Origin of the sequence: Bacillus cereus group sp. N24 (genome assembly GCF_016483345.1) — a bacterium.
Taxonomy (GTDB): domain Bacteria; phylum Bacillota; class Bacilli; order Bacillales; family Bacillaceae_G; genus Bacillus_A; species Bacillus_A toyonensis.
On sequence record NZ_JAEHCA010000004.1, the window covers coordinates 30,877 to 48,026 of the forward strand.

Below are 17,150 nucleotides of genomic sequence, written 5' to 3' on the forward strand. Positions count from 1 at the left end.
CTTCTTTTTTATGTTCTATTTCCACCAATCATCAAACATTGACGCTGGTACTTGTCTTTTATGTTCACTCACTGTGTAACGCTTTTCGATTTTTTCTGCAACGTCAGCTGGAACTGATTTACCTTCTAAATAATCATCTAATTGATCGTAAGTAATGCCTAATTCTGTTTCATCAGCTTGACCTGGCTTTTCATCTAATAAATCAGCTGTTGGCATTTTTAAGTAAAGTCGCTCATCTGCACCTAACTCTTGTAATAAAGCACGTCCTTGGCGCTTCGTTAACCCCGTTAATGGTAATAAATCCGCACCACCATCTCCGAATTTTGTAAAGAATCCTGTTACAGCTTCTGCAGCATGATCTGTTCCGATAACAAGTAGACCTTTTTGTCCACCAATTGCATATTGTGTAACCATACGGATACGAGCTTTCACGTTACCTTTATTGAAATCAGTTAATGATTCACCTAATAAGTTCTCGTATTGATTTGAAAAGGCATCAACGGTTGAAGCGATATCAAATGCAGTTGATTGATCAGCTTGAATAAATTGTAATGCTAATTGTGCGTCATCTTCATCCTTTTGCACTTTGTAAGGAAGACGTACAGCGATAAACGTTGCGTTACCACCTTCGTTACGAATTTCTTCAACTGCAAGCTGTGCTAAACGTCCTGCTAATGTAGAGTCTTGGCCGCCGCTAATTCCAAGTACAAATCCTTTCGCACCTGTTTTTTTTACATAATCTTTTAAGAAATCAACTCGTTTACGAATTTCTACTTTCGGATCAATTACAGGCTGAACATGTAATGCTTTCATAATCTGTTCTTGTAATGTCATTATGTTTTCCTCCTATTCATATTAAAGCGGTAAATAAAAAATTTTTATGTATATATTGGTACATACTTCTATCCTTTATTATTTCGCAAAACTAACGAATATACAATAGGATGTGTGTATGAATATGAATGTAGTCATTATAATGAAACTGTTTCGTTTAAGCAATTTTTTTACCTTTCAAAAATGTAAGGTTTTTGTCATTTGAATCGATGGAAGGTATTTCCCTACTTTACTACTATAAAAGCATAGTTAGTAGAAGGGCGGAGAAGTAATATGAACATTAGAGAACTCGCATATCGGAATGTAACGCGAAATAGACGGACATATTCAGCATATTTTTTGAGTAGTGCATTTGCAATTATGGCCTTTTTTGTATATTCGTTTTTTGCGTTTCATCCGGCATTAAGTGCAGGAGAATTAGGACAGTATGTATTTGTAAGTATGTCGTTTGCACAGTCTATTATTTACGTATTTACATTCTTCTTTATTTTATATTCAATGGGAATGTTTTTAAAAACGAGAAAGCGTGAACTAGGAATTTTAATGATGCTTGGTATGACGAAATATCAATTAAAGCGTCTTATCTTCTTTGAAAATATTATGATTGGAATAGGGGCAATTATTTTCGGGATTCTTTCAGGTATGTTGTTTTCAGGAGTATTAATTTTTGTAGCCCCAATGATATTAAAACTAGATATTTCCTTATCCTATTACATTCCAATGAAAGCAGTTGTTGTAACGAGTATTATGTTTTTCATATTATTTATGATTATTTCATTATTTAGTGCCGGAATGGTTCGTAAAAATAATATTATGAAATTGTTTAGAGGATCAGCAGAGGCGAAGCCAGAACCGAAAGCATCGAGTATTTCTTCTATATTAGCAGTAGTATTGCTTAGTACTGGTTATACAGGCGCTCTTATGTCACATGGTGCTATGGTATTTGTGATGATGATTCCGGTTACAACGGTAGTCATTATTGGTACGTATTTGCTGTACAAGCAGTTGAGTGTCTTTATTATTCGGCTATGTAAAAAAAGTAAACGTTTCTATTGGACACAGACAAATATTATTACGTTGTCAGATTTAGCGTACCGTATGAGAGATAACGCAAGAATGTTCTTTATTGTAACGATAATTTCAACTGTAGCATTTTCGGCAATAGGTACATTAGTTGGCTTTGCATCAATGACGAAAGGGATTATGGAGAGGCCAATTGCGTTTCATTACCACTCTAAGCAAGGGAATAGTAATGAATCACAGCATCTAAAGATCATCGATGAGGGACTAAAAAAACATAATATAGCAGCTTCAAAAACTAATATCTCATCGAAGAAAACGGAGGAGCAGTCATTAAGAAGCGCCATTTTTATAAAAGAATCAGAGTATAAGGAATATGCAAAGTTAACAGGAGAACCATTTAATACTGTAGCAAATAAAGAGATTTTATTTTTGTCGGCCGAAATACCAGGACCACCGATGAAAGAAAGAAAAGAAATTACTTTACCTAATATGAATGAACATTTAAAAGTGAAAAAAGTTACTTCTTCTTCATTGGGGAAAATATTAAGAGGAAATGTTTATGTAATCCCTAATAATCAATATGATTCATTACAAGGTGGATTTATAGAAACAAAAGATTATATGTATAAAACTGAAGGAATGAAAGATGAAATTGAGGTTGGTAAAGAACTTACGAGTCAGATGAAGCCTTATGAAGAACATGCAACGTTTAGTGCAGAAGAGTACGAACAAAACCAAAGTTTACAAATCGCAGGACCAATTTTATTTGTAGGTTTCTTTATTGGTATTGTATTTTTCGTATGTGCAGGAAGCTTCCTTTACTTCCGTTTATTTTCTGATTTGGAGGATGATACTCGGTTATTTGAAATGATTCGAAAAGTTGGCTTAACGAGTGGGGAATTATCGAAAGTAGTTACAATTCGATTGGCAATTTTATTCTTCGTTCCGATAGGTGTTGCAACATTACATGGGGCAGTAGCGTTAACTGCGCTAGGACAGATGTTTGAGTACTCACTGTTTAAAGAAAATACAATTGTATTAAGTATTTTCGTAGGAATTCAAGTTGTATACTTCTTAATAATACGATCTCGTTATTTAAAACAATTGAAAGAGAGATTACGTATTCGTTAACTGTGTTTTTTTAACTTGAGTACAAAATTTTCTAAAAAGATACAAGTATTGCCAAAAAGTGATAAAATGGAAAAAGCGAGGTGGAAAATTAATAGAGAGTAAGGGGGGAGTAATATGAAAGCAACAGGAGTTATTCGAAAAGTAGACGAATTAGGACGAATTGTTATTCCTAAAGAATTAAGAGATGTATTAGGTATACAAATTAAATCACCACTTGAAATTTTCGTAGATGAAGATAAAGTCATTTTACAAAAATATGAACCTTACAATGCTTGTCAAATAACAGGTGATGTTTCAGATCAGAACATATCATTAGCAAATGGAAACATTACTGTTAGTATAGATGGAGCGAAACATTTAATAAAAGAAATAGAGAAGTTTTTAAAAAAAAGTGAGATTTAGTTTTCATTTATAATATTTTAAAGATTATATATGATTCTTTAAAAAAACTATAAAAGGGCCATTTAATGGTCCTTTTATTTTTATACATTCATTGAATGATTTGAACTGTTATTGCCTGCAAAGCACGGGATAAATGTTGGTAAGTTATATTGAGAAACATTTGAAATGAAGGAAAATAGAACAGTTAAAACGAATGTTAAATGTAAACCTATTCAATAGTGGTCTGAAATGAAAATAATATATTTTCAGGAGGGATTACGATGAACAGTAGTACAGCGAATAAACAAAAAGGTATACAATTGATTCCGTTTACCGTAAATAAGGTGGTTGAACAAGTAAATGAAATTCCACCAGGTGTACAACTGATTAACGCTCCACAAGTATGGGAGAAGAGTGCGAAAGGAAAAGATGTTGTCGTTGCCGTATTAGATACAGGTTGTGATATTAATCATATAGATTTAAAAGATCGTATTATTGGTGGGAGAAATTTCACGAAAGATTATGAAGGAGATCCGAACATTTACCTTGATAATAACGGCCATGGGACTCATGTAGCGGGGACGATTGCAGCGACTGAAAATGATGTCGGTGTTTTAGGAGTCGCACCTCTTGCTAAAATGTTAGTGTTAAAGGTTTTAGCGGGAGATGGTTCTGGAAGCTATGAGCAAATTATTGAGGCGATTCATTACGCTGTAAATTGGAGAGGACCTAATAAAGAAGAAGTCAGAGTTATTTCAATGTCACTTGGTGGTCCGCAAGACGTTCCGGAATTACATGAAGCTATTCAAAATGCAGTAAATCAAGATGTTCTCGTTGTATGTGCTGCAGGAAATGATGGAGATTGTGATGATAATACGGAGGAACTAGATTTCCCAGGTGCTTATGCTGAAGTAATTGAAGTTGGTGCTGTCAATTTAGAGCGGAAAATCGCATGTTTTAGTAATTCAAATCAAGAAATTGATTTAGTAGCGCCAGGTGATGAAATATTATCTACGTATCCAGAGGGGAAATATGCTGTATTAAGTGGAACTTCAATGGCGACACCGCATGTCGCTGGTGCATTAGCACTTCTCATTAAGCAGTACGAAAGAGAATATGGCAGAAAGTTATCAGAGCCAGAAATATACGCGCAACTTATTAAAAGAACTGTACCTTTAGGATATGAGCGTACATCTGAAGGGAATGGATTAATAGATCTATTAAAAGAATAACAAATACTAAAAAACATCTCATTTGTAAGTGAGATGTTTTTTAGTATGGCTCTGTCGCATGTAATACAACTTGTAACAAACCTGGGAATCTAGCATTTAAATCTTCTACACGAATTGAAATGAAACGTTGTGTTCCTTCAAGGCGCGTGTACATAACACCTGACTCACGTAAAACTTTGAAATGGTGAGATAAAGTTGATTTCGCAATAGGAATGTTTAAAGCGCCACAAGATTGTTCGTTTTTCTCTAGTAACATATTTACAATTTGTAAACGAATTTGATCGCTAAGTGCATATAAGACAGAAGAAAATTGAATTTCTTCTCGATTTGGATGATAGAGTGTACGCATATTTCACCTGCTTGTATAAGTTAAGATATTTGCACTATAACATATAAAGTGCTATATTTCTATTGTTCGAATATATTCGAACAATAGAAATATAGGGGGAGAAAAAATGAAGTATACAAAATTGCAAAAGGCAGGACTAAATATTTCAAAGTTGGGTTTAGGTACAAATGCAGTAGGGGGACATAATTTATATGCTGATGTGAATGAAGAAGAAGGGAAGCGATTAGTAGAAGAAGCTATTCAGCAAGGGATTACATTTTTTGATACAGCAGATTCATATGGTTTCGGTAGATCAGAGGAATTAGTAGGAGAGGTATTAAAGGGAAAACGTCATGAGCTTATACTTGCTACAAAAGGTGGAATTCAACCGTTATTAAATGGAGAAACTTATATTAACAATGAACCAAGTTATTTAAGAAATGCTGTGGAGAATAGCTTAAGAAGATTACAGACTGATTATATTGATTTATATTATTTACATTTTACAAATCCTGAAACAAGTTACATAGATTCAATCGGAGAGCTTACTCGTTTAAAAGAAGAAGGGAAAATTCGTTCAATTGGAATATCGAATGTAAACATAGAACAATTAAAAGAAGCGAATCAACATGGTCATATTGATGTTGTACAATCGCCTTACAATATGTTAAATCGTACTGCCGAGGAAGAACTATTGCCGTATTGTATAAAAGAAGGTATTTCATTTATACCGTATGGGCCTCTAGCCTTTGGGATATTAGGTGGTAAATACACAGAATATTTTGACTTAGATAAAGGGGATTGGCGTCAAAGTGTAAATCTATTTGAAGAAAATATATATAAAGGTAACTTTAAAAAAGTTGAAAAGTTAAAAGACGTAGCTAAAGAAAATAATATTGAATTGCCTCATTTAGCGTTAGCATGGTTATTAAATAAAGAAGGAATTGATACTGTTATACCTGGTGGAAAGCGGGCTGAGCAAATAAGAGAAAGTGTGAAAGCGGTGGATGTATCATTGAATGAAGGGGCAATGAAAGAAATCGAGTTAATATTAGAAGAGTAGTGAGGAAGGGGAAGATCGCATGCTAAGCTCCTTTTCTTTTATGCTATATAAACAGCATATAGTATAAAAATAAAAAATCCCTATAAAGATAGGGATTTATATATCGGCATATAGTTCCTTGGAAAAGGATATACTTAGTTTAACATATAGGATTACTTATATTTGTGAAATAGATGTGAAAGTAATGTGAAAAATGCTTATGGTGAAAATCTTTGTAAATAAAAAGCACTGTTTTAGCTAATATCACTAAAACAGCGCTTTTCTCTTTGATTGAACAGTTGCTGCATTTTCATCATGTATGCCTGCATCTTTAATAATTCGTTGTTTTGCTTTATTTAGTAGATGGTTTACTTCTTCACCAAAATAGTTAGCTTCGCTTTTTGTGCGGGCTTCTCGTAAACATTTATAGTTTTCTAGCAGTTCCTCTTTTTCGGTGTTTGTTAAGAAATCTTCTATTTTCTTTTTTGTCATACGAAACACCCTTTCTTCTGACAAACGACGCAATAGAAAATATATATTTTTCATTATAACAATAATTTTTAAAGAAAGTATAGACTAACGTCGTAATAATTTGTCAATTTCTTGAATCTTCTCATCAGCTTTTCCAATTTGCGTATTTTTAGCCTGCTCACCACCTAGAGCTTGGTGAAGTAAAAAAGTTTGACCGGAAATAGCAGTCACAATGGAGACTTTTATAATTTCCTTTATTGCGGTGACATCGAATAAAACGAGTCCAAGAAGTGCGGCTAGGCTACCAGTGAAAATATCAGTTAAAAATCCAAAATGAAAAAAAGTTTTCAAACGGCGTGGAAGCAATAACTTACCTTGGTTATTGATTAGATGGGAAACGAAGCCAGTAATGCCACCAACGAGAATTGCGGTTAGCCATTGATACATTTCCATCGAATCCACTCCTTTTAGTGAATAAGATTCGATTTTTTCATATTGATTCCTTTTCATATTTCATATAAGCATATTGAGAAAGTTTGTTTGGGTAAATCTTATTCAATTTAATTATAACAGAAAATTCCGATATATTTCAGTCTATTATATGAATCATATTTACAATAATATGAATACAGAAAGAGGTGTGTGATATGAATATAGAGTATCGAATAAGAAGTGTGGATGGTTATACGAAAAATATAGGGGAATTAGTAAGTATGCTGGAGCATACGAGGGCGGTAACATTACAGGAAATAGAAAATCTATCAGTTGAGCAATTAGATTTTATTATGCCAAGTGGTGGGAATTCAATTGGCGCCTTATTAAAACATATGGCATCTATAGAAAAAGCCCATCAGCTTATTTCATTTCAAAATCGTGACTTTACAAAAGAAGAATTAGAAATATGGGAAGATGCACTGTATTTAGGGGAAGTTGGGAGAACAATTCATGGTCATGAAATACAGTATTATGTACAATTTTTGCAAAGTGTTCGAGAAGAGTCGCTAAAGTATTTGAGTAAAGTAGGTGATACATGGCTAATGTCAGAAAGAAAGTGGCCTAACGGTGTAGCGTATAACCAGCACTATCTTTGGTTTCATGTGATAGAAGATGAAATTAATCACCGTGGACAAATTAGAATGTTAAAGAGATATTTATTTGAAAATTACGTCAAATAAAGTAGCTTTTTAAATTGATATTCCATATAATGAGAGTAATTAAAATAAGATCGGAGTGATGTATTATGGCGAATATGACTGTAATGAATAATAAATTAAATACAAACGTGGATGGAAAGGGCGATATTATATAAGATAGTTCGCAATCCTTCCACTTAGTACAAACTAGGGAGGATCTTGATTTGAATCAAAATATTTTAGAGTCGTTCGGCTGGGATTCATTTTTTGAAGAGCAAGCTGTAGAGCAGAATTATGAAGTAGGGCGTATTTTACTTGAGCATAAGCATATATATCGCATTATTTGTAATGACGGTGAATATATGGCAGAACTGTCTGGGAAGTTTCGACATGAAGCGGTAGCGAAAGGAGATTACCCAGCAGTTGGTGATTGGGTGTATATAAAGAAAATAGAAAATGAGAAAAAGGCAATCATTCATCGTATTTTTTCGAGAAGAAGTTCTTTTTCAAGACAAGAAGCTGGTAATAGAACTGAAGAACAAATTATTGCAGCAAATGTTGATTATTTATTTTTAGTGAATGCACTTAACCATGATTTTAACGTAAGAAGGTTGGAGCGTTATTTACTATTAGCGTATGAAAGTGGTGCAATGCCTGTTATTGTTTTAACAAAAAGTAGTTTATGTGAAGATGTGGAACAAAAAATTGTAGAAACGGAAGCTGTTGCAATTGGTGTTCCGATCTTCGTCGTCGATAGTTTAGAGCATAGAGGTATTGACTCGTTACAACAATTTGTTGCTTCAGGAAAAACAATTGCTTTAGTCGGCTCATCAGGGGTTGGAAAATCTACTTTGTTAAATGCACTCGTAGGAATTGAGATAGCGAAAACGGGAGATATACGTGAGGAAGATAGTAAAGGGCGGCATACGACAACTCATCGTGAGCTGTTCCAATTACCGAGTGGGGGCTTAGTCATTGATACTCCTGGCATGAGGGAGTTGCAGCTTTGGGATGGAAGCGATGCAATCCAAACAACGTTTTCTGATATTGAAGAATTTGCAAAAACATGCCGCTTCCGAGATTGTAAACATGAGAATGAGCCAGGATGCGCAGTGCATAAAGCAATTGATAACGGGCTAATGACGATAAATCGTTTGCAAAGCTATAAAAAGTTGCAAAGAGAATTGGCGTATTTTATGAGAAAACAAGATGCTATTCTCGCAAGAGCTGAGCGTGATAAGTGGAAGAAGATTTCTAAACAACATAAAAAAATGTAAAAAACCAAAGGACTATTCCTTTGGTTTTTTGTATTTGTAAATTTTATAATAATATTATTCATATATATAGACAAAGGGGGAATATTTGTTTAAACTTTACAAGGTGTTTATGAAAAACGAATTGTAAAAATAGAGGATAGGGAATGGGATATATTCATAATTGGTTATTAATCCTTAAAACTTAATATTTAAATTTAGGAGGTTTATAATGAGTAAACTGTTAAGGTGGTTTCGAGATATAAAAGTAGCAAAAAAGCTATTAATTTCATTTTTGGTAATTTTAATTGCAGCTGTCTCTATTATTGGGGGCATGTCTTATCAAACGGCTAAAAAGAATTTTGAATCACAAATTACGAGTAGTGCTCACGATAATATAAAAATATTAGATAATTTAATCAATCAAATGATTGAGGCGAAATTTAACGAAATAAATAACTTTGCACGAGTGGTTCATAGTGATATGTATCAAGGAGATAATCAAGATGAATTAAGAAAGGTGTTATCTCAGTATATTAATTTAAATAAAGATATTGAACAAGTATATGTTGCCGGCAATGATAAGAAATTTGTGCAAGAACCTAATATACAAATGGCAGCAGATTATGATCCAACAACTCGTTCTTGGTATAAAGATGCAGTGAGTAAACAAGGTGGAATCGTGGTCACTGAACCGTATAAGGCAAAAGGAAATGGACATATTGTCGTAACGATTGCGAAACAAACAGAAGATAAAAATGGTGTTGTTGCGGTAGATTTAAGTTTAGAGAATTTATTGAAAACAACAAAGCTAATCAATATTGGTAAAAAAGGATATACTTTCATTTTAGATGGAAAACAAAAAATAATTGCTCACCCGCAAGAAAAACCAGGAGATAAAGCAGCTGATTCTTGGGCAAAGAGAATTTACGAAGATAATCAGGGCGCTTTTTCATACACGTATGACGGTAGTGAAAAGAAAATGGTATTTGCTACAAATTTAAAAACAGGTTGGAAAATCGGTGGAACGATGTACTCAAGTGAAGTCATTGAGGCTGCTCAGCCTGTATTTTATAATATGTTAATTGTTATGATTATTTCACTAGTTGTAGGAGGGGCACTTATTTATTTCGTAACGCTTTCTATTACAAAACCTTTAAAGAGATTAGTTGCCACTTCTAAAGAAATAAGTGAAGGAGATTTAACACAAATAATTGAAATTCATTCAAACGATGAAATTGGTCAACTTGCAAAAGGTTTTAATGAGATGACAGATTCACTACGAACGTTAATTGGAAGGATTAATGATTCGGCCGGGCATGTTGCAGCGGCATCAGAAGAGCTAACTGCTAGTGTAAGACAAGCGAGTGAAGCAACGGAACAAATTACAATGGCAATGGATGAAATATCAAGTGGTGCAACGACGCAAACAACAAGTGTAGAAAATGGTGCGATGTTACTGTTTGATGTAACAGAAGGAATTCAACATGTAGCAAATAGTTCATCATCTATTAATACGGCTTCTACTCATACTCGTGAAAAAGCAGAAGATGGTGGAAAGCTAGTAGGGAAAACAGTAAATCAAATGCAGTCTATTGCAGAATCTGTTTCACAATCTGATGCAGTTATACAGTTATTAAATAATAAATCAAAGCAAATTGGTGACATATTAGAAGTAATCCAAAATATTGCAGATCAAACAAATCTTCTTGCTTTAAATGCTGCAATTGAAGCTGCAAGAGCTGGTGAGCACGGAAGAGGATTTGCGATTGTTGCAGATGAAGTACGTAAATTGGCAGAGCAATCTAGCGTATCTTCCAGTGAAATTAGTAAATTAATATGTGAAATACAAGATGATATGAGTAAGACAGTAAAGTCTATGGGTCATGTAAATGAAGAAGTTCAATCTGGACTAGTTATTGCAAATGAAACGAAGCAAAATTTTGCTGAGATTTTACAATCTACAAATGAAATTGCTAATCAAATTAAAACGATGGTTGAAACGGCTAATGGGATGTCAAAAGGTGCCAATGAAGTATCTATTTCAGTCGGGCAAATTGCAATGACAGCACAGAATAATGCGACGAGTACACAAAGTGTCGCAGCGTCTGCTGAAGAACAATTAGCTTCGATGGAGGAAATTGGTTCCGCAGCTGGTACATTATCTCAAATGGCTGAAGAGTTGCAAGGATTAATTGAAAGATTTAAAGTTTAAAAGAGAAAGACTGCCCCAATAGCAGAATGCTATTGGGGCAGTCTTTTTTTTACGCAATAACTGCGATGAATTTATGCTTATAATGAATGAGGATGGAGAATAGCTTAATGATGTTTAAAACTGAATTTCTCATATTATTTGTCGAAAAATAGAGGTATTTGTTAACTTTGTGTATAATTACAATCATATAGAATACAAATAAAGGAGATTATTATGGGAGTGTATTGGGGTACAAAAAGACATTCTTGGCTTAGTTATGTCTCATTTTGGCTAAGTATTTCATTTTTTGTGGTGTTTCTAATTGAAGTGTTTATTTTAAAAACACTTTCGGATAGCTCGGTGCAAATTGTTAAATATTTCTATTTCATACTCGTACCAGTAAACATCCTTCTTAGTTTAAAGTTACTTTTTAAGAAGAATGAAAAGAAAGCATTACCCATTTTTAGTTTAATTGTCTCATTATTATTTACAATTTTAATTATAGTATTAGCAATAGCAGCTACAGGGAAATTTATTTAGGGAGAGTGATATATATCACTCTTCTTTTTTGTTATGAGCAAATAAAAAATAGGTGTTGAATAAAACTTACAGTAGAATAGTAAGTAACGGACTAAGATACATAATAATGAAGATAGAATAAAGTGTTTTGTAAGTATTAATGAAGCAAATGAATACGGTAAGAACGGTGATATATGGTACAATGACTATGGATAGTGATAGAGATAAAGGGTATATAAAATACTCATCGTTTTTTAGTAAGAGAGGGGTTATCTTATGCTATACGAGGATTTGATGACATTATTTCAAGCAGCTCCAAAAAAAGATAGAGGTGGCTGGAAATATATAATCCAAGAACAAAATGATAAATATGAAATTGTTGATGAAATGTTGAAAAATCAAATGAGTATTGAATTGTATTTTAATGAATATGATGAGGTGAAAATCACTTTATATAAAGATGGAATTCCTATTTCTACTATGCAAAGAATTGCTATTTCAAAAGTTGAATTAGACGAGGATGAAGAAGGGATTCAATTCGTTTTAGAGCGCATGCCTAGTCGAATGATTCGATTGCAATTAAAGCCATATTTGGCATTGGAAATGGGACCGTACTGGGAAATATGTGATGATTGTGAATGAACATAAAGAAGGCATCCAATAAAATGGATGCTTTCTTTATGTTTTTTGAAGTTGTTTAAAAGCAATGATTGGAAGTAGAACGATACTTACCCATCCGATGATTGGATATAGAATGTGGAGTAGTTCACTGTAACCGATGTAACTAAAGCAATAACTAATTAGTAAAATGAAGAAAATAATATTGTTACTTTTCCACCCAGTGATAGATTGCATTTGTTTTGTCATCCCGAACACATTACCAACTAAAGTTGTAAACACTTCACCGAAAATAATAAGAACAAAGAAAAAGTGAAAAGTTGCATTAAATCTTCTTATGACTTCAGCCATTGGGATATTGTATTGATAAAATTGGTCGACTGATAAGATAGCTAAATGGCTGCATAATAAAATTAAAGAAAGTCCTGCACCACCTAAAATTCCACCCCACAAAATGGCTTTTCGATCCTTTACTTCACCGGCTAACGGGACGAGAACGCTTTGGGCGAGAGAAAGATTTAAAGCGACATATGTAATAGGGCTAGTAATCCACTTCATATTCCAGCTCTCTGCAGGAATAGTATTACTAATAGGTGTTGTACTGTGGAAAAAGGTTGTAATAGCAAGTCCTATAATAAATATCATCATAATAGGTACGACAAGTGTATTTACTTCAAAAACACCTTGTAATCCGCGGCTACCTATAATGAGACAGGCGATAACTGTAATGAGAATACCGAGTTGTCTTGGTAAACGAAGTTGCTCTTCAAATACCGCCCCAGCCCCTGATAGCATAACGCTCGTTACACCAAATAATACGAGTAGTAATAATGTATTTACAACATTTCCGAATACATCTCCAAATAAATATTTGTTAAAATCTTGCGCTGAAAATGCCCCGATTTGTGATGAAAGTAACATCATCTTTGTGCCGAGCCAAATAAAAAAAAATCCACTTACACATATGCCAATTGTTCCGTATAATCCGTTCACTGTAAAAAATTCAACAATTTCTCGTCCAGTAGCAAATCCAGCTCCAACGACAGTTCCGATATAAGTAGCAGCAACTTTCTTTGCTACTTGCCATTGTTGATTGTCCATGTTATCCCTCTTTCTTCTATGATGAGCTTGACTTACTATAATGCATATGTAGCAGCTTGGACGATTAGACATATGAAGTAGTTGAAAAAATACATGAATTGTATGATATTAGGGAAATATTAAAGGTGTTAAAACTTTGTTACATATGAGCCGATTATTCGAAAGGGTAGGAAATGTATGGTAAAATGTAATTAGGTTATTAAAAGATAAGCATTACAAAACGATAAGAGGAGTGGATTGTATGAGTACGAAAACAAATGTTGTTGAAGTATTAAACAAGCAGGTAGCAAACTGGAATGTGTTATATGTGAAACTACATAATTATCACTGGTATGTGACAGGACCACACTTCTTTACATTACATGAGAAATTTGAAGAGTTTTATAATGAAGCAGGGACGTATATTGATGAGTTAGCAGAACGTATTTTGGCGTTAGAAGGTAAACCGTTAGCGACAATGAAAGAATATCTTGCAACATCTAGTGTCAGTGAGGGGACAAGCAAGGAATCAGCTGAGGAAATGGTGCAAACTTTAGTGAATGATTACTCTGCACTTATTCAAGAATTAAAAGAAGGTATGGAAGTTGCTGGTGAAGCTGGCGATGAAACATCAGCTGATATGTTACTAGCAATTCACACGACATTAGAACAGCATGTATGGATGCTAAGTGCATTCTTAAAATAAAAATAAATATATTTTGAAAAATCCATTGAAAAATTTTTTCAATGGATTTTTTTGTGATTTTTCAGTTTTCTTTTATGCTATAATATAGTAAAAGGGAGGCGATGCAATGTTTCGCTTTTTCAGAACTGGAAAAGAAGAACGGGAAATTACGAAAGATGAATTAGAACAAGCGATGGCTAAGTTTCTAGAAACAAATGCTAATATCGTATATACAGTATTAGTAAATGATGATTATACAGTAAATTATGATTTGTTAAAGCCGTATTTGCCTGTATTTCCGACAAATGTTTTTCTTATTACGAAGGAAACGCTTGAGGTATTTGAACATACAGAAGAAAATTTAAACCTAGTTAAAGAAATTGATATCGTACAAAAGGCAGTAGATCAATATGTAACAGAAAAAGAAATGTTTCCAATTGTTGAGGGTAGTGAAGATCGCCTTATATGCGGAATGAAGCTAGGGCCGTACTTAAATCGTCTATTAAAAAGAGACTTATATATTTCAGAAAAACATTATTTAGTTTCAAGTAAACCGGATAGAAAAAAACAAAAGAGCGGGTAGATGTAAAAAACAACAATAATATATTGTTGTCTTTTTTTGGTTGAAAATATATTGACTATTCTGTCTATTTAGTTTTATACTACACGTATTGGATAGGAAGAGGTGATGTATTATGCGTAAACATACGGTAATTATTAAATATCATTCTGAGGATCAAGTATGGTTAGGTTGAGTTATTGAATATAACAATGTACATACCATGATCAAAGGATGGTATACAAGTTCGAGAAATAAATATTATAAACGGTTTCGGGGGATTGGTATATGAAAAATAGTATGACTTACATCCAGTTATTAAATGAAACGTTACGTTGTTATGCAAATAAAGGAAGTTTTGAAGCGTATACGTATATAATGAAACATGCTAAAGGTGTAATAGGTAATGAGGCACAAATATATAATTTTAAATATGCAATAGCAAGTGCAGCAGGACTTGAAGAAGAAGCTTTGCATGTAATGAAGGAAGCTATTATAGAGAATGGATTTTGGTATGGAAATGAATATTTAATTTCCGACGACGATTTAAAACCACTACATAAGTTTGAAGAGTTTCATAAAATGGTTCAATTATGTAAAGAAAGAGAAGAAGTGGCAAAGAAAACAGAACGAGCAGATGTGAAATATATTTACAGCGAGGAAAAGGGAAATCTACTAGTTACAATGCATGGTGATCAAGAAAATATAGGAATAATAGAACCATATTGGAAATCAGTTATTACACAAGATTATACGTTAGCGTTACCACAGTCTTCGCAAATTCAATTTTCAGATGGGTTTGTTTGGGATGATATACATAGAGGGAAAGAAGAATTAAAAGAGCATTACGATAAATTTATAGAGAATCATACAGTAGAAAATGTAATAATAGGTGGTTTTTCTGCTGGAGCAAGAGTAGCTTTACTTACGATTTTACAAAAAGATATAGATGTAGATGGTTTTATTTTTATGGCACCGTGGCTTCCAGAGATTGAAGAATGGAATGAGTTGCTGGAAGTGCTACAGGATAAACATATAAAGGGATATATAGTATGCGGGGATCAAGATGAAGATTGTTTCGAATGCACGCAGCAATTTGTACGATTATTAAGAGATAAGAATATAGAACATAAGTATAAAATTGTGCCTAACTTAAATCATGATTATCCTAATCATTTTGATGAGTTATTAAAAGAAGCTATTGAATATATAGGAAGTAAAAACAATAAGTAGTAAGAAAGGGAGATGCATCGTCGTTGATGTATCTCCCTTTTACAATTATAAATTAAAAGCATTTGCTAGTAAGCGATAAGAATTTAATTTATGTTCAAATTGATGAGTAATCGTGACAACCATAAATTCGTCAGTATTGTACGCTTTACTTAAATTTACTATTTTTTCTTTCACAGAAGTCGGATCACCTACGATCATACGTTGACGATTTTCTTTTATACGGAATAAATCATACGCACTGTATGAATAATTTTGAGCAGTTTCGATAGAAGGTGTACCAGTTGTTCGTTTTCCTTGCTCTAGTAATAAGATTGATAAATCTAAACTAGAAGCAATTTTTTCTGCCTCTTCATTTGTTTCTCCGCAAATAACAAAAATCGCGACAATTGATTTTGGTTTATCTCCTAAATAGGAAGGTTGAAATTGTTCCTGGTAAGCCCTCATAACTTCTGGGCCTCCGAAGCCATTAATAAATTGTGCAAATGCAAAAGAAGCTCCGTTGTGCGCCGCAATTTTAGCGCTCTCTCCGCTAGAACCGAGCATCCACATTTCAGGTGATGTTGGAATAACTGGAGTAGCCTTTAAATTTGCATAATGATGATTTTCTGGTACTTGATCATGTAAATACATTGCAACATCTGCAACTTGTTCTGGGTATTGATCAAGTGAGACCATTTTTCCTTCTTGTAGTGCACGAGTTGCTATTGGCATACCACCAGGTGCTCTACCAACACCAAGGTCGATGCGGTTTGGATAAAGTGCTTCTAAAACGCGGAAATTCTCGGCAACTTTATATGGGCTATAATGCGGTAACATAACACCACCCGAACCAACTCTAATATGTCCCGTTTTCGCTGCAATATGAGAAATAAGTATTTCTGGACTTGAACCAGCTAAGCTTACGGAATTATGATGCTCGGATACCCAAAAACGTGTGAATCCGAGTTTTTCTACTTCTTGTGCAAGCGTAACTGTATGTGAAATAGCTTGGGTTGCTGTGCTGCCATCTGAAATAGGTGATTGGTCTAATACACTTAATTTGATCATAGAATATACCTCTCAATCTTAATGTACATCCTATTATATATTTACTTACGAAAAATGCGTAATGAAATGCTCAAAATGAAAAGCGGATAATATTATATCCGCTTTCAACGAGAAAATCCCCGTTCATAATGATTCATTTCGACTAAGTTTAAAATATATTCATAGTTGTCAATTTCATGTTTTAGCTGTTCACGTTCTTTTTCAGATAGTCTCTTATTGCTAAGTTTTTTACATAAGTTTTGTTTCTTTAATTCTAGATGTTTTTTTGTAGCGTCGTAATCATAAATCTGTTTCATTTTCAACCACTCCTTCGTTGCAGTTGCTATATTATACGAAGCATAAAGAAATGTGAGGTCTGTCTCTTATGTACTTTTAGTGAATATTCAA

Annotated in this window: 19 protein-coding genes; 12 read left to right on the forward strand and 7 right to left on the reverse strand. The window is 33.6% G+C overall.

Features of this window, described 5'->3' with window-relative positions; translation table 11 throughout:
• Positions 1–15: 15 nt before the first annotated feature.
• Complete coding sequence (nadE, locus tag JDS95_RS08020) at positions 16–834, reverse strand: ammonia-dependent NAD(+) synthetase (protein ID WP_000174898.1); 819 nt, start codon at positions 832–834, stop codon at positions 16–18.
• A 273-nt stretch (positions 835–1,107) separates the two neighbouring features.
• Here nadE and JDS95_RS08025 point away from each other — a divergent pair, with 273 nt between their 5' ends.
• The 3 genes from JDS95_RS08025 to JDS95_RS08035 all read left to right on the forward strand — a co-directional run bounded on the left by JDS95_RS08025 (position 1,108) and on the right by JDS95_RS08035 (position 4,601).
• Complete coding sequence (locus tag JDS95_RS08025; protein WP_144467159.1) at positions 1,108–2,988, forward strand: FtsX-like permease family protein; 1,881 nt, start codon at positions 1,108–1,110, stop codon at positions 2,986–2,988.
• A 114-nt stretch (positions 2,989–3,102) separates the two neighbouring features.
• A complete protein-coding gene (locus JDS95_RS08030; RefSeq protein ID WP_000648323.1) occupies positions 3,103–3,390 on the forward strand; it encodes an AbrB/MazE/SpoVT family DNA-binding domain-containing protein in 288 nt (95 codons plus the stop codon).
• A 260-nt stretch (positions 3,391–3,650) separates the two neighbouring features.
• The gene (locus tag JDS95_RS08035) at positions 3,651–4,601 is read left to right on the forward strand and encodes a serine protease (protein WP_001089055.1); all 951 of its coding nucleotides are present in this window, start codon (positions 3,651–3,653) and stop codon (positions 4,599–4,601) included.
• Positions 4,602–4,641: 40 nt separating this feature from the next.
• Here JDS95_RS08035 and JDS95_RS08040 read toward each other — a convergent pair whose 3' ends face one another.
• On the reverse strand, positions 4,642–4,950 hold the full coding sequence (locus JDS95_RS08040) for an ArsR/SmtB family transcription factor (RefSeq protein WP_001259904.1): 309 nt from the start codon (positions 4,948–4,950) through the stop codon (positions 4,642–4,644).
• 106 nt (positions 4,951–5,056) lie between these two features.
• On the opposite strand from JDS95_RS08040, the gene JDS95_RS08045 reads away from it, so the two are divergent.
• The gene (locus JDS95_RS08045) at positions 5,057–5,992 is read left to right on the forward strand and encodes an aldo/keto reductase (RefSeq protein WP_199690366.1); all 936 of its coding nucleotides are present in this window, start codon (positions 5,057–5,059) and stop codon (positions 5,990–5,992) included.
• A gap of 246 nt (positions 5,993–6,238) precedes the next feature.
• Here the strand turns inward: JDS95_RS08045 and JDS95_RS08050 are convergent, their stop codons facing one another.
• Complete coding sequence (locus JDS95_RS08050; protein ID WP_000162608.1) at positions 6,239–6,463, reverse strand: hypothetical protein; 225 nt, start codon at positions 6,461–6,463, stop codon at positions 6,239–6,241.
• A gap of 84 nt (positions 6,464–6,547) precedes the next feature.
• Entirely contained in the window at positions 6,548–6,895 is a 348-nt protein-coding gene (locus tag JDS95_RS08055; protein WP_000426310.1) for a DUF4257 domain-containing protein, read from the reverse strand.
• Between the two features lie 194 nt (positions 6,896–7,089).
• Here JDS95_RS08055 and JDS95_RS08060 point away from each other — a divergent pair, with 194 nt between their 5' ends.
• From JDS95_RS08060 to JDS95_RS08080, 5 genes are all read left to right on the forward strand, one after another.
• Positions 7,090–7,617, forward strand: a complete 528-nt coding sequence (locus tag JDS95_RS08060) for a DinB family protein (protein WP_198129755.1) — start codon at positions 7,090–7,092, stop codon at positions 7,615–7,617.
• Between the two features lie 182 nt (positions 7,618–7,799).
• Positions 7,800–8,852: a ribosome small subunit-dependent GTPase A gene (gene rsgA / locus JDS95_RS08065; RefSeq protein WP_001073069.1), complete on the forward strand. Its 1,053-nt coding sequence runs from the start codon at positions 7,800–7,802 to the stop codon at positions 8,850–8,852.
• Positions 8,853–9,060: 208 nt separating this feature from the next.
• Complete coding sequence (locus tag JDS95_RS08070; RefSeq protein WP_000040622.1) at positions 9,061–11,043, forward strand: methyl-accepting chemotaxis protein; 1,983 nt, start codon at positions 9,061–9,063, stop codon at positions 11,041–11,043.
• Positions 11,044–11,256: 213 nt separating this feature from the next.
• Positions 11,257–11,562: a hypothetical protein gene (locus tag JDS95_RS08075; RefSeq protein WP_000539579.1), complete on the forward strand. Its 306-nt coding sequence runs from the start codon at positions 11,257–11,259 to the stop codon at positions 11,560–11,562.
• Positions 11,563–11,817: 255 nt separating this feature from the next.
• The gene (locus tag JDS95_RS08080; protein WP_000965090.1) at positions 11,818–12,183 is read left to right on the forward strand and encodes a DUF3979 family protein; all 366 of its coding nucleotides are present in this window, start codon (positions 11,818–11,820) and stop codon (positions 12,181–12,183) included.
• A gap of 36 nt (positions 12,184–12,219) precedes the next feature.
• Here the strand turns inward: JDS95_RS08080 and JDS95_RS08085 are convergent, their stop codons facing one another.
• Positions 12,220–13,260 carry a YkvI family membrane protein gene (locus JDS95_RS08085; RefSeq protein ID WP_000370197.1) on the reverse strand — a complete coding sequence of 347 codons (1,041 nt, stop codon included), beginning with the start codon at positions 13,258–13,260 and terminating at the stop codon, positions 12,220–12,222.
• Positions 13,261–13,501: 241 nt separating this feature from the next.
• On the opposite strand from JDS95_RS08085, the gene JDS95_RS08090 reads away from it, so the two are divergent.
• The 3 genes from JDS95_RS08090 to JDS95_RS08100 all read left to right on the forward strand — a co-directional run bounded on the left by JDS95_RS08090 (position 13,502) and on the right by JDS95_RS08100 (position 15,716).
• Positions 13,502–13,945: a Dps family protein gene (locus JDS95_RS08090; RefSeq protein ID WP_000105199.1), complete on the forward strand. Its 444-nt coding sequence runs from the start codon at positions 13,502–13,504 to the stop codon at positions 13,943–13,945.
• Positions 13,946–14,051: 106 nt separating this feature from the next.
• A complete protein-coding gene (locus JDS95_RS08095; RefSeq protein ID WP_000488204.1) occupies positions 14,052–14,507 on the forward strand; it encodes a DUF3939 domain-containing protein in 456 nt (151 codons plus the stop codon).
• A 264-nt stretch (positions 14,508–14,771) separates the two neighbouring features.
• The gene (locus JDS95_RS08100) at positions 14,772–15,716 is read left to right on the forward strand and encodes an alpha/beta hydrolase (RefSeq protein WP_199690367.1); all 945 of its coding nucleotides are present in this window, start codon (positions 14,772–14,774) and stop codon (positions 15,714–15,716) included.
• Positions 15,717–15,761: 45 nt separating this feature from the next.
• Here the strand turns inward: JDS95_RS08100 and JDS95_RS08105 are convergent, their stop codons facing one another.
• Both JDS95_RS08105 and JDS95_RS08110 read right to left on the reverse strand, forming a co-directional pair.
• Entirely contained in the window at positions 15,762–16,763 is a 1,002-nt protein-coding gene (locus tag JDS95_RS08105) for an LLM class flavin-dependent oxidoreductase (RefSeq protein WP_070173049.1), read from the reverse strand.
• Between the two features lie 104 nt (positions 16,764–16,867).
• The gene (locus tag JDS95_RS08110; protein ID WP_000810136.1) at positions 16,868–17,059 is read right to left on the reverse strand and encodes a DUF3896 family protein; all 192 of its coding nucleotides are present in this window, start codon (positions 17,057–17,059) and stop codon (positions 16,868–16,870) included.
• Positions 17,060–17,150 lie beyond the last annotated feature (91 nt).

Coding starts and splice junctions, on each gene's coding strand:
- nadE (WP_000174898.1), bottom strand. CDS start 834: ATGACATTACAAGAACAGATTATGAAAGCATTACATGTTCAGCCTGTA.
- JDS95_RS08025 (WP_144467159.1), top strand. CDS start 1,108: ATGAACATTAGAGAACTCGCATATCGGAATGTAACGCGAAATAGACGG.
- JDS95_RS08030 (WP_000648323.1), top strand. CDS start 3,103: ATGAAAGCAACAGGAGTTATTCGAAAAGTAGACGAATTAGGACGAATT.
- JDS95_RS08035 (WP_001089055.1), top strand. CDS start 3,651: ATGAACAGTAGTACAGCGAATAAACAAAAAGGTATACAATTGATTCCG.
- JDS95_RS08040 (WP_001259904.1), bottom strand. CDS start 4,950: ATGCGTACACTCTATCATCCAAATCGAGAAGAAATTCAATTTTCTTCT.
- JDS95_RS08045 (WP_199690366.1), top strand. CDS start 5,057: ATGAAGTATACAAAATTGCAAAAGGCAGGACTAAATATTTCAAAGTTG.
- JDS95_RS08050 (WP_000162608.1), bottom strand. CDS start 6,463: ATGACAAAAAAGAAAATAGAAGATTTCTTAACAAACACCGAAAAAGAG.
- JDS95_RS08055 (WP_000426310.1), bottom strand. CDS start 6,895: ATGGAAATGTATCAATGGCTAACCGCAATTCTCGTTGGTGGCATTACT.
- JDS95_RS08060 (WP_198129755.1), top strand. CDS start 7,090: ATGAATATAGAGTATCGAATAAGAAGTGTGGATGGTTATACGAAAAAT.
- JDS95_RS08070 (WP_000040622.1), top strand. CDS start 9,061: ATGAGTAAACTGTTAAGGTGGTTTCGAGATATAAAAGTAGCAAAAAAG.
- JDS95_RS08075 (WP_000539579.1), top strand. CDS start 11,257: ATGGGAGTGTATTGGGGTACAAAAAGACATTCTTGGCTTAGTTATGTC.
- JDS95_RS08080 (WP_000965090.1), top strand. CDS start 11,818: ATGCTATACGAGGATTTGATGACATTATTTCAAGCAGCTCCAAAAAAA.
- JDS95_RS08085 (WP_000370197.1), bottom strand. CDS start 13,260: ATGGACAATCAACAATGGCAAGTAGCAAAGAAAGTTGCTGCTACTTAT.
- JDS95_RS08090 (WP_000105199.1), top strand. CDS start 13,502: ATGAGTACGAAAACAAATGTTGTTGAAGTATTAAACAAGCAGGTAGCA.
- JDS95_RS08095 (WP_000488204.1), top strand. CDS start 14,052: ATGTTTCGCTTTTTCAGAACTGGAAAAGAAGAACGGGAAATTACGAAA.
- JDS95_RS08100 (WP_199690367.1), top strand. CDS start 14,772: ATGAAAAATAGTATGACTTACATCCAGTTATTAAATGAAACGTTACGT.
- JDS95_RS08105 (WP_070173049.1), bottom strand. CDS start 16,763: ATGATCAAATTAAGTGTATTAGACCAATCACCTATTTCAGATGGCAGC.
- JDS95_RS08110 (WP_000810136.1), bottom strand. CDS start 17,059: ATGAAACAGATTTATGATTACGACGCTACAAAAAAACATCTAGAATTA.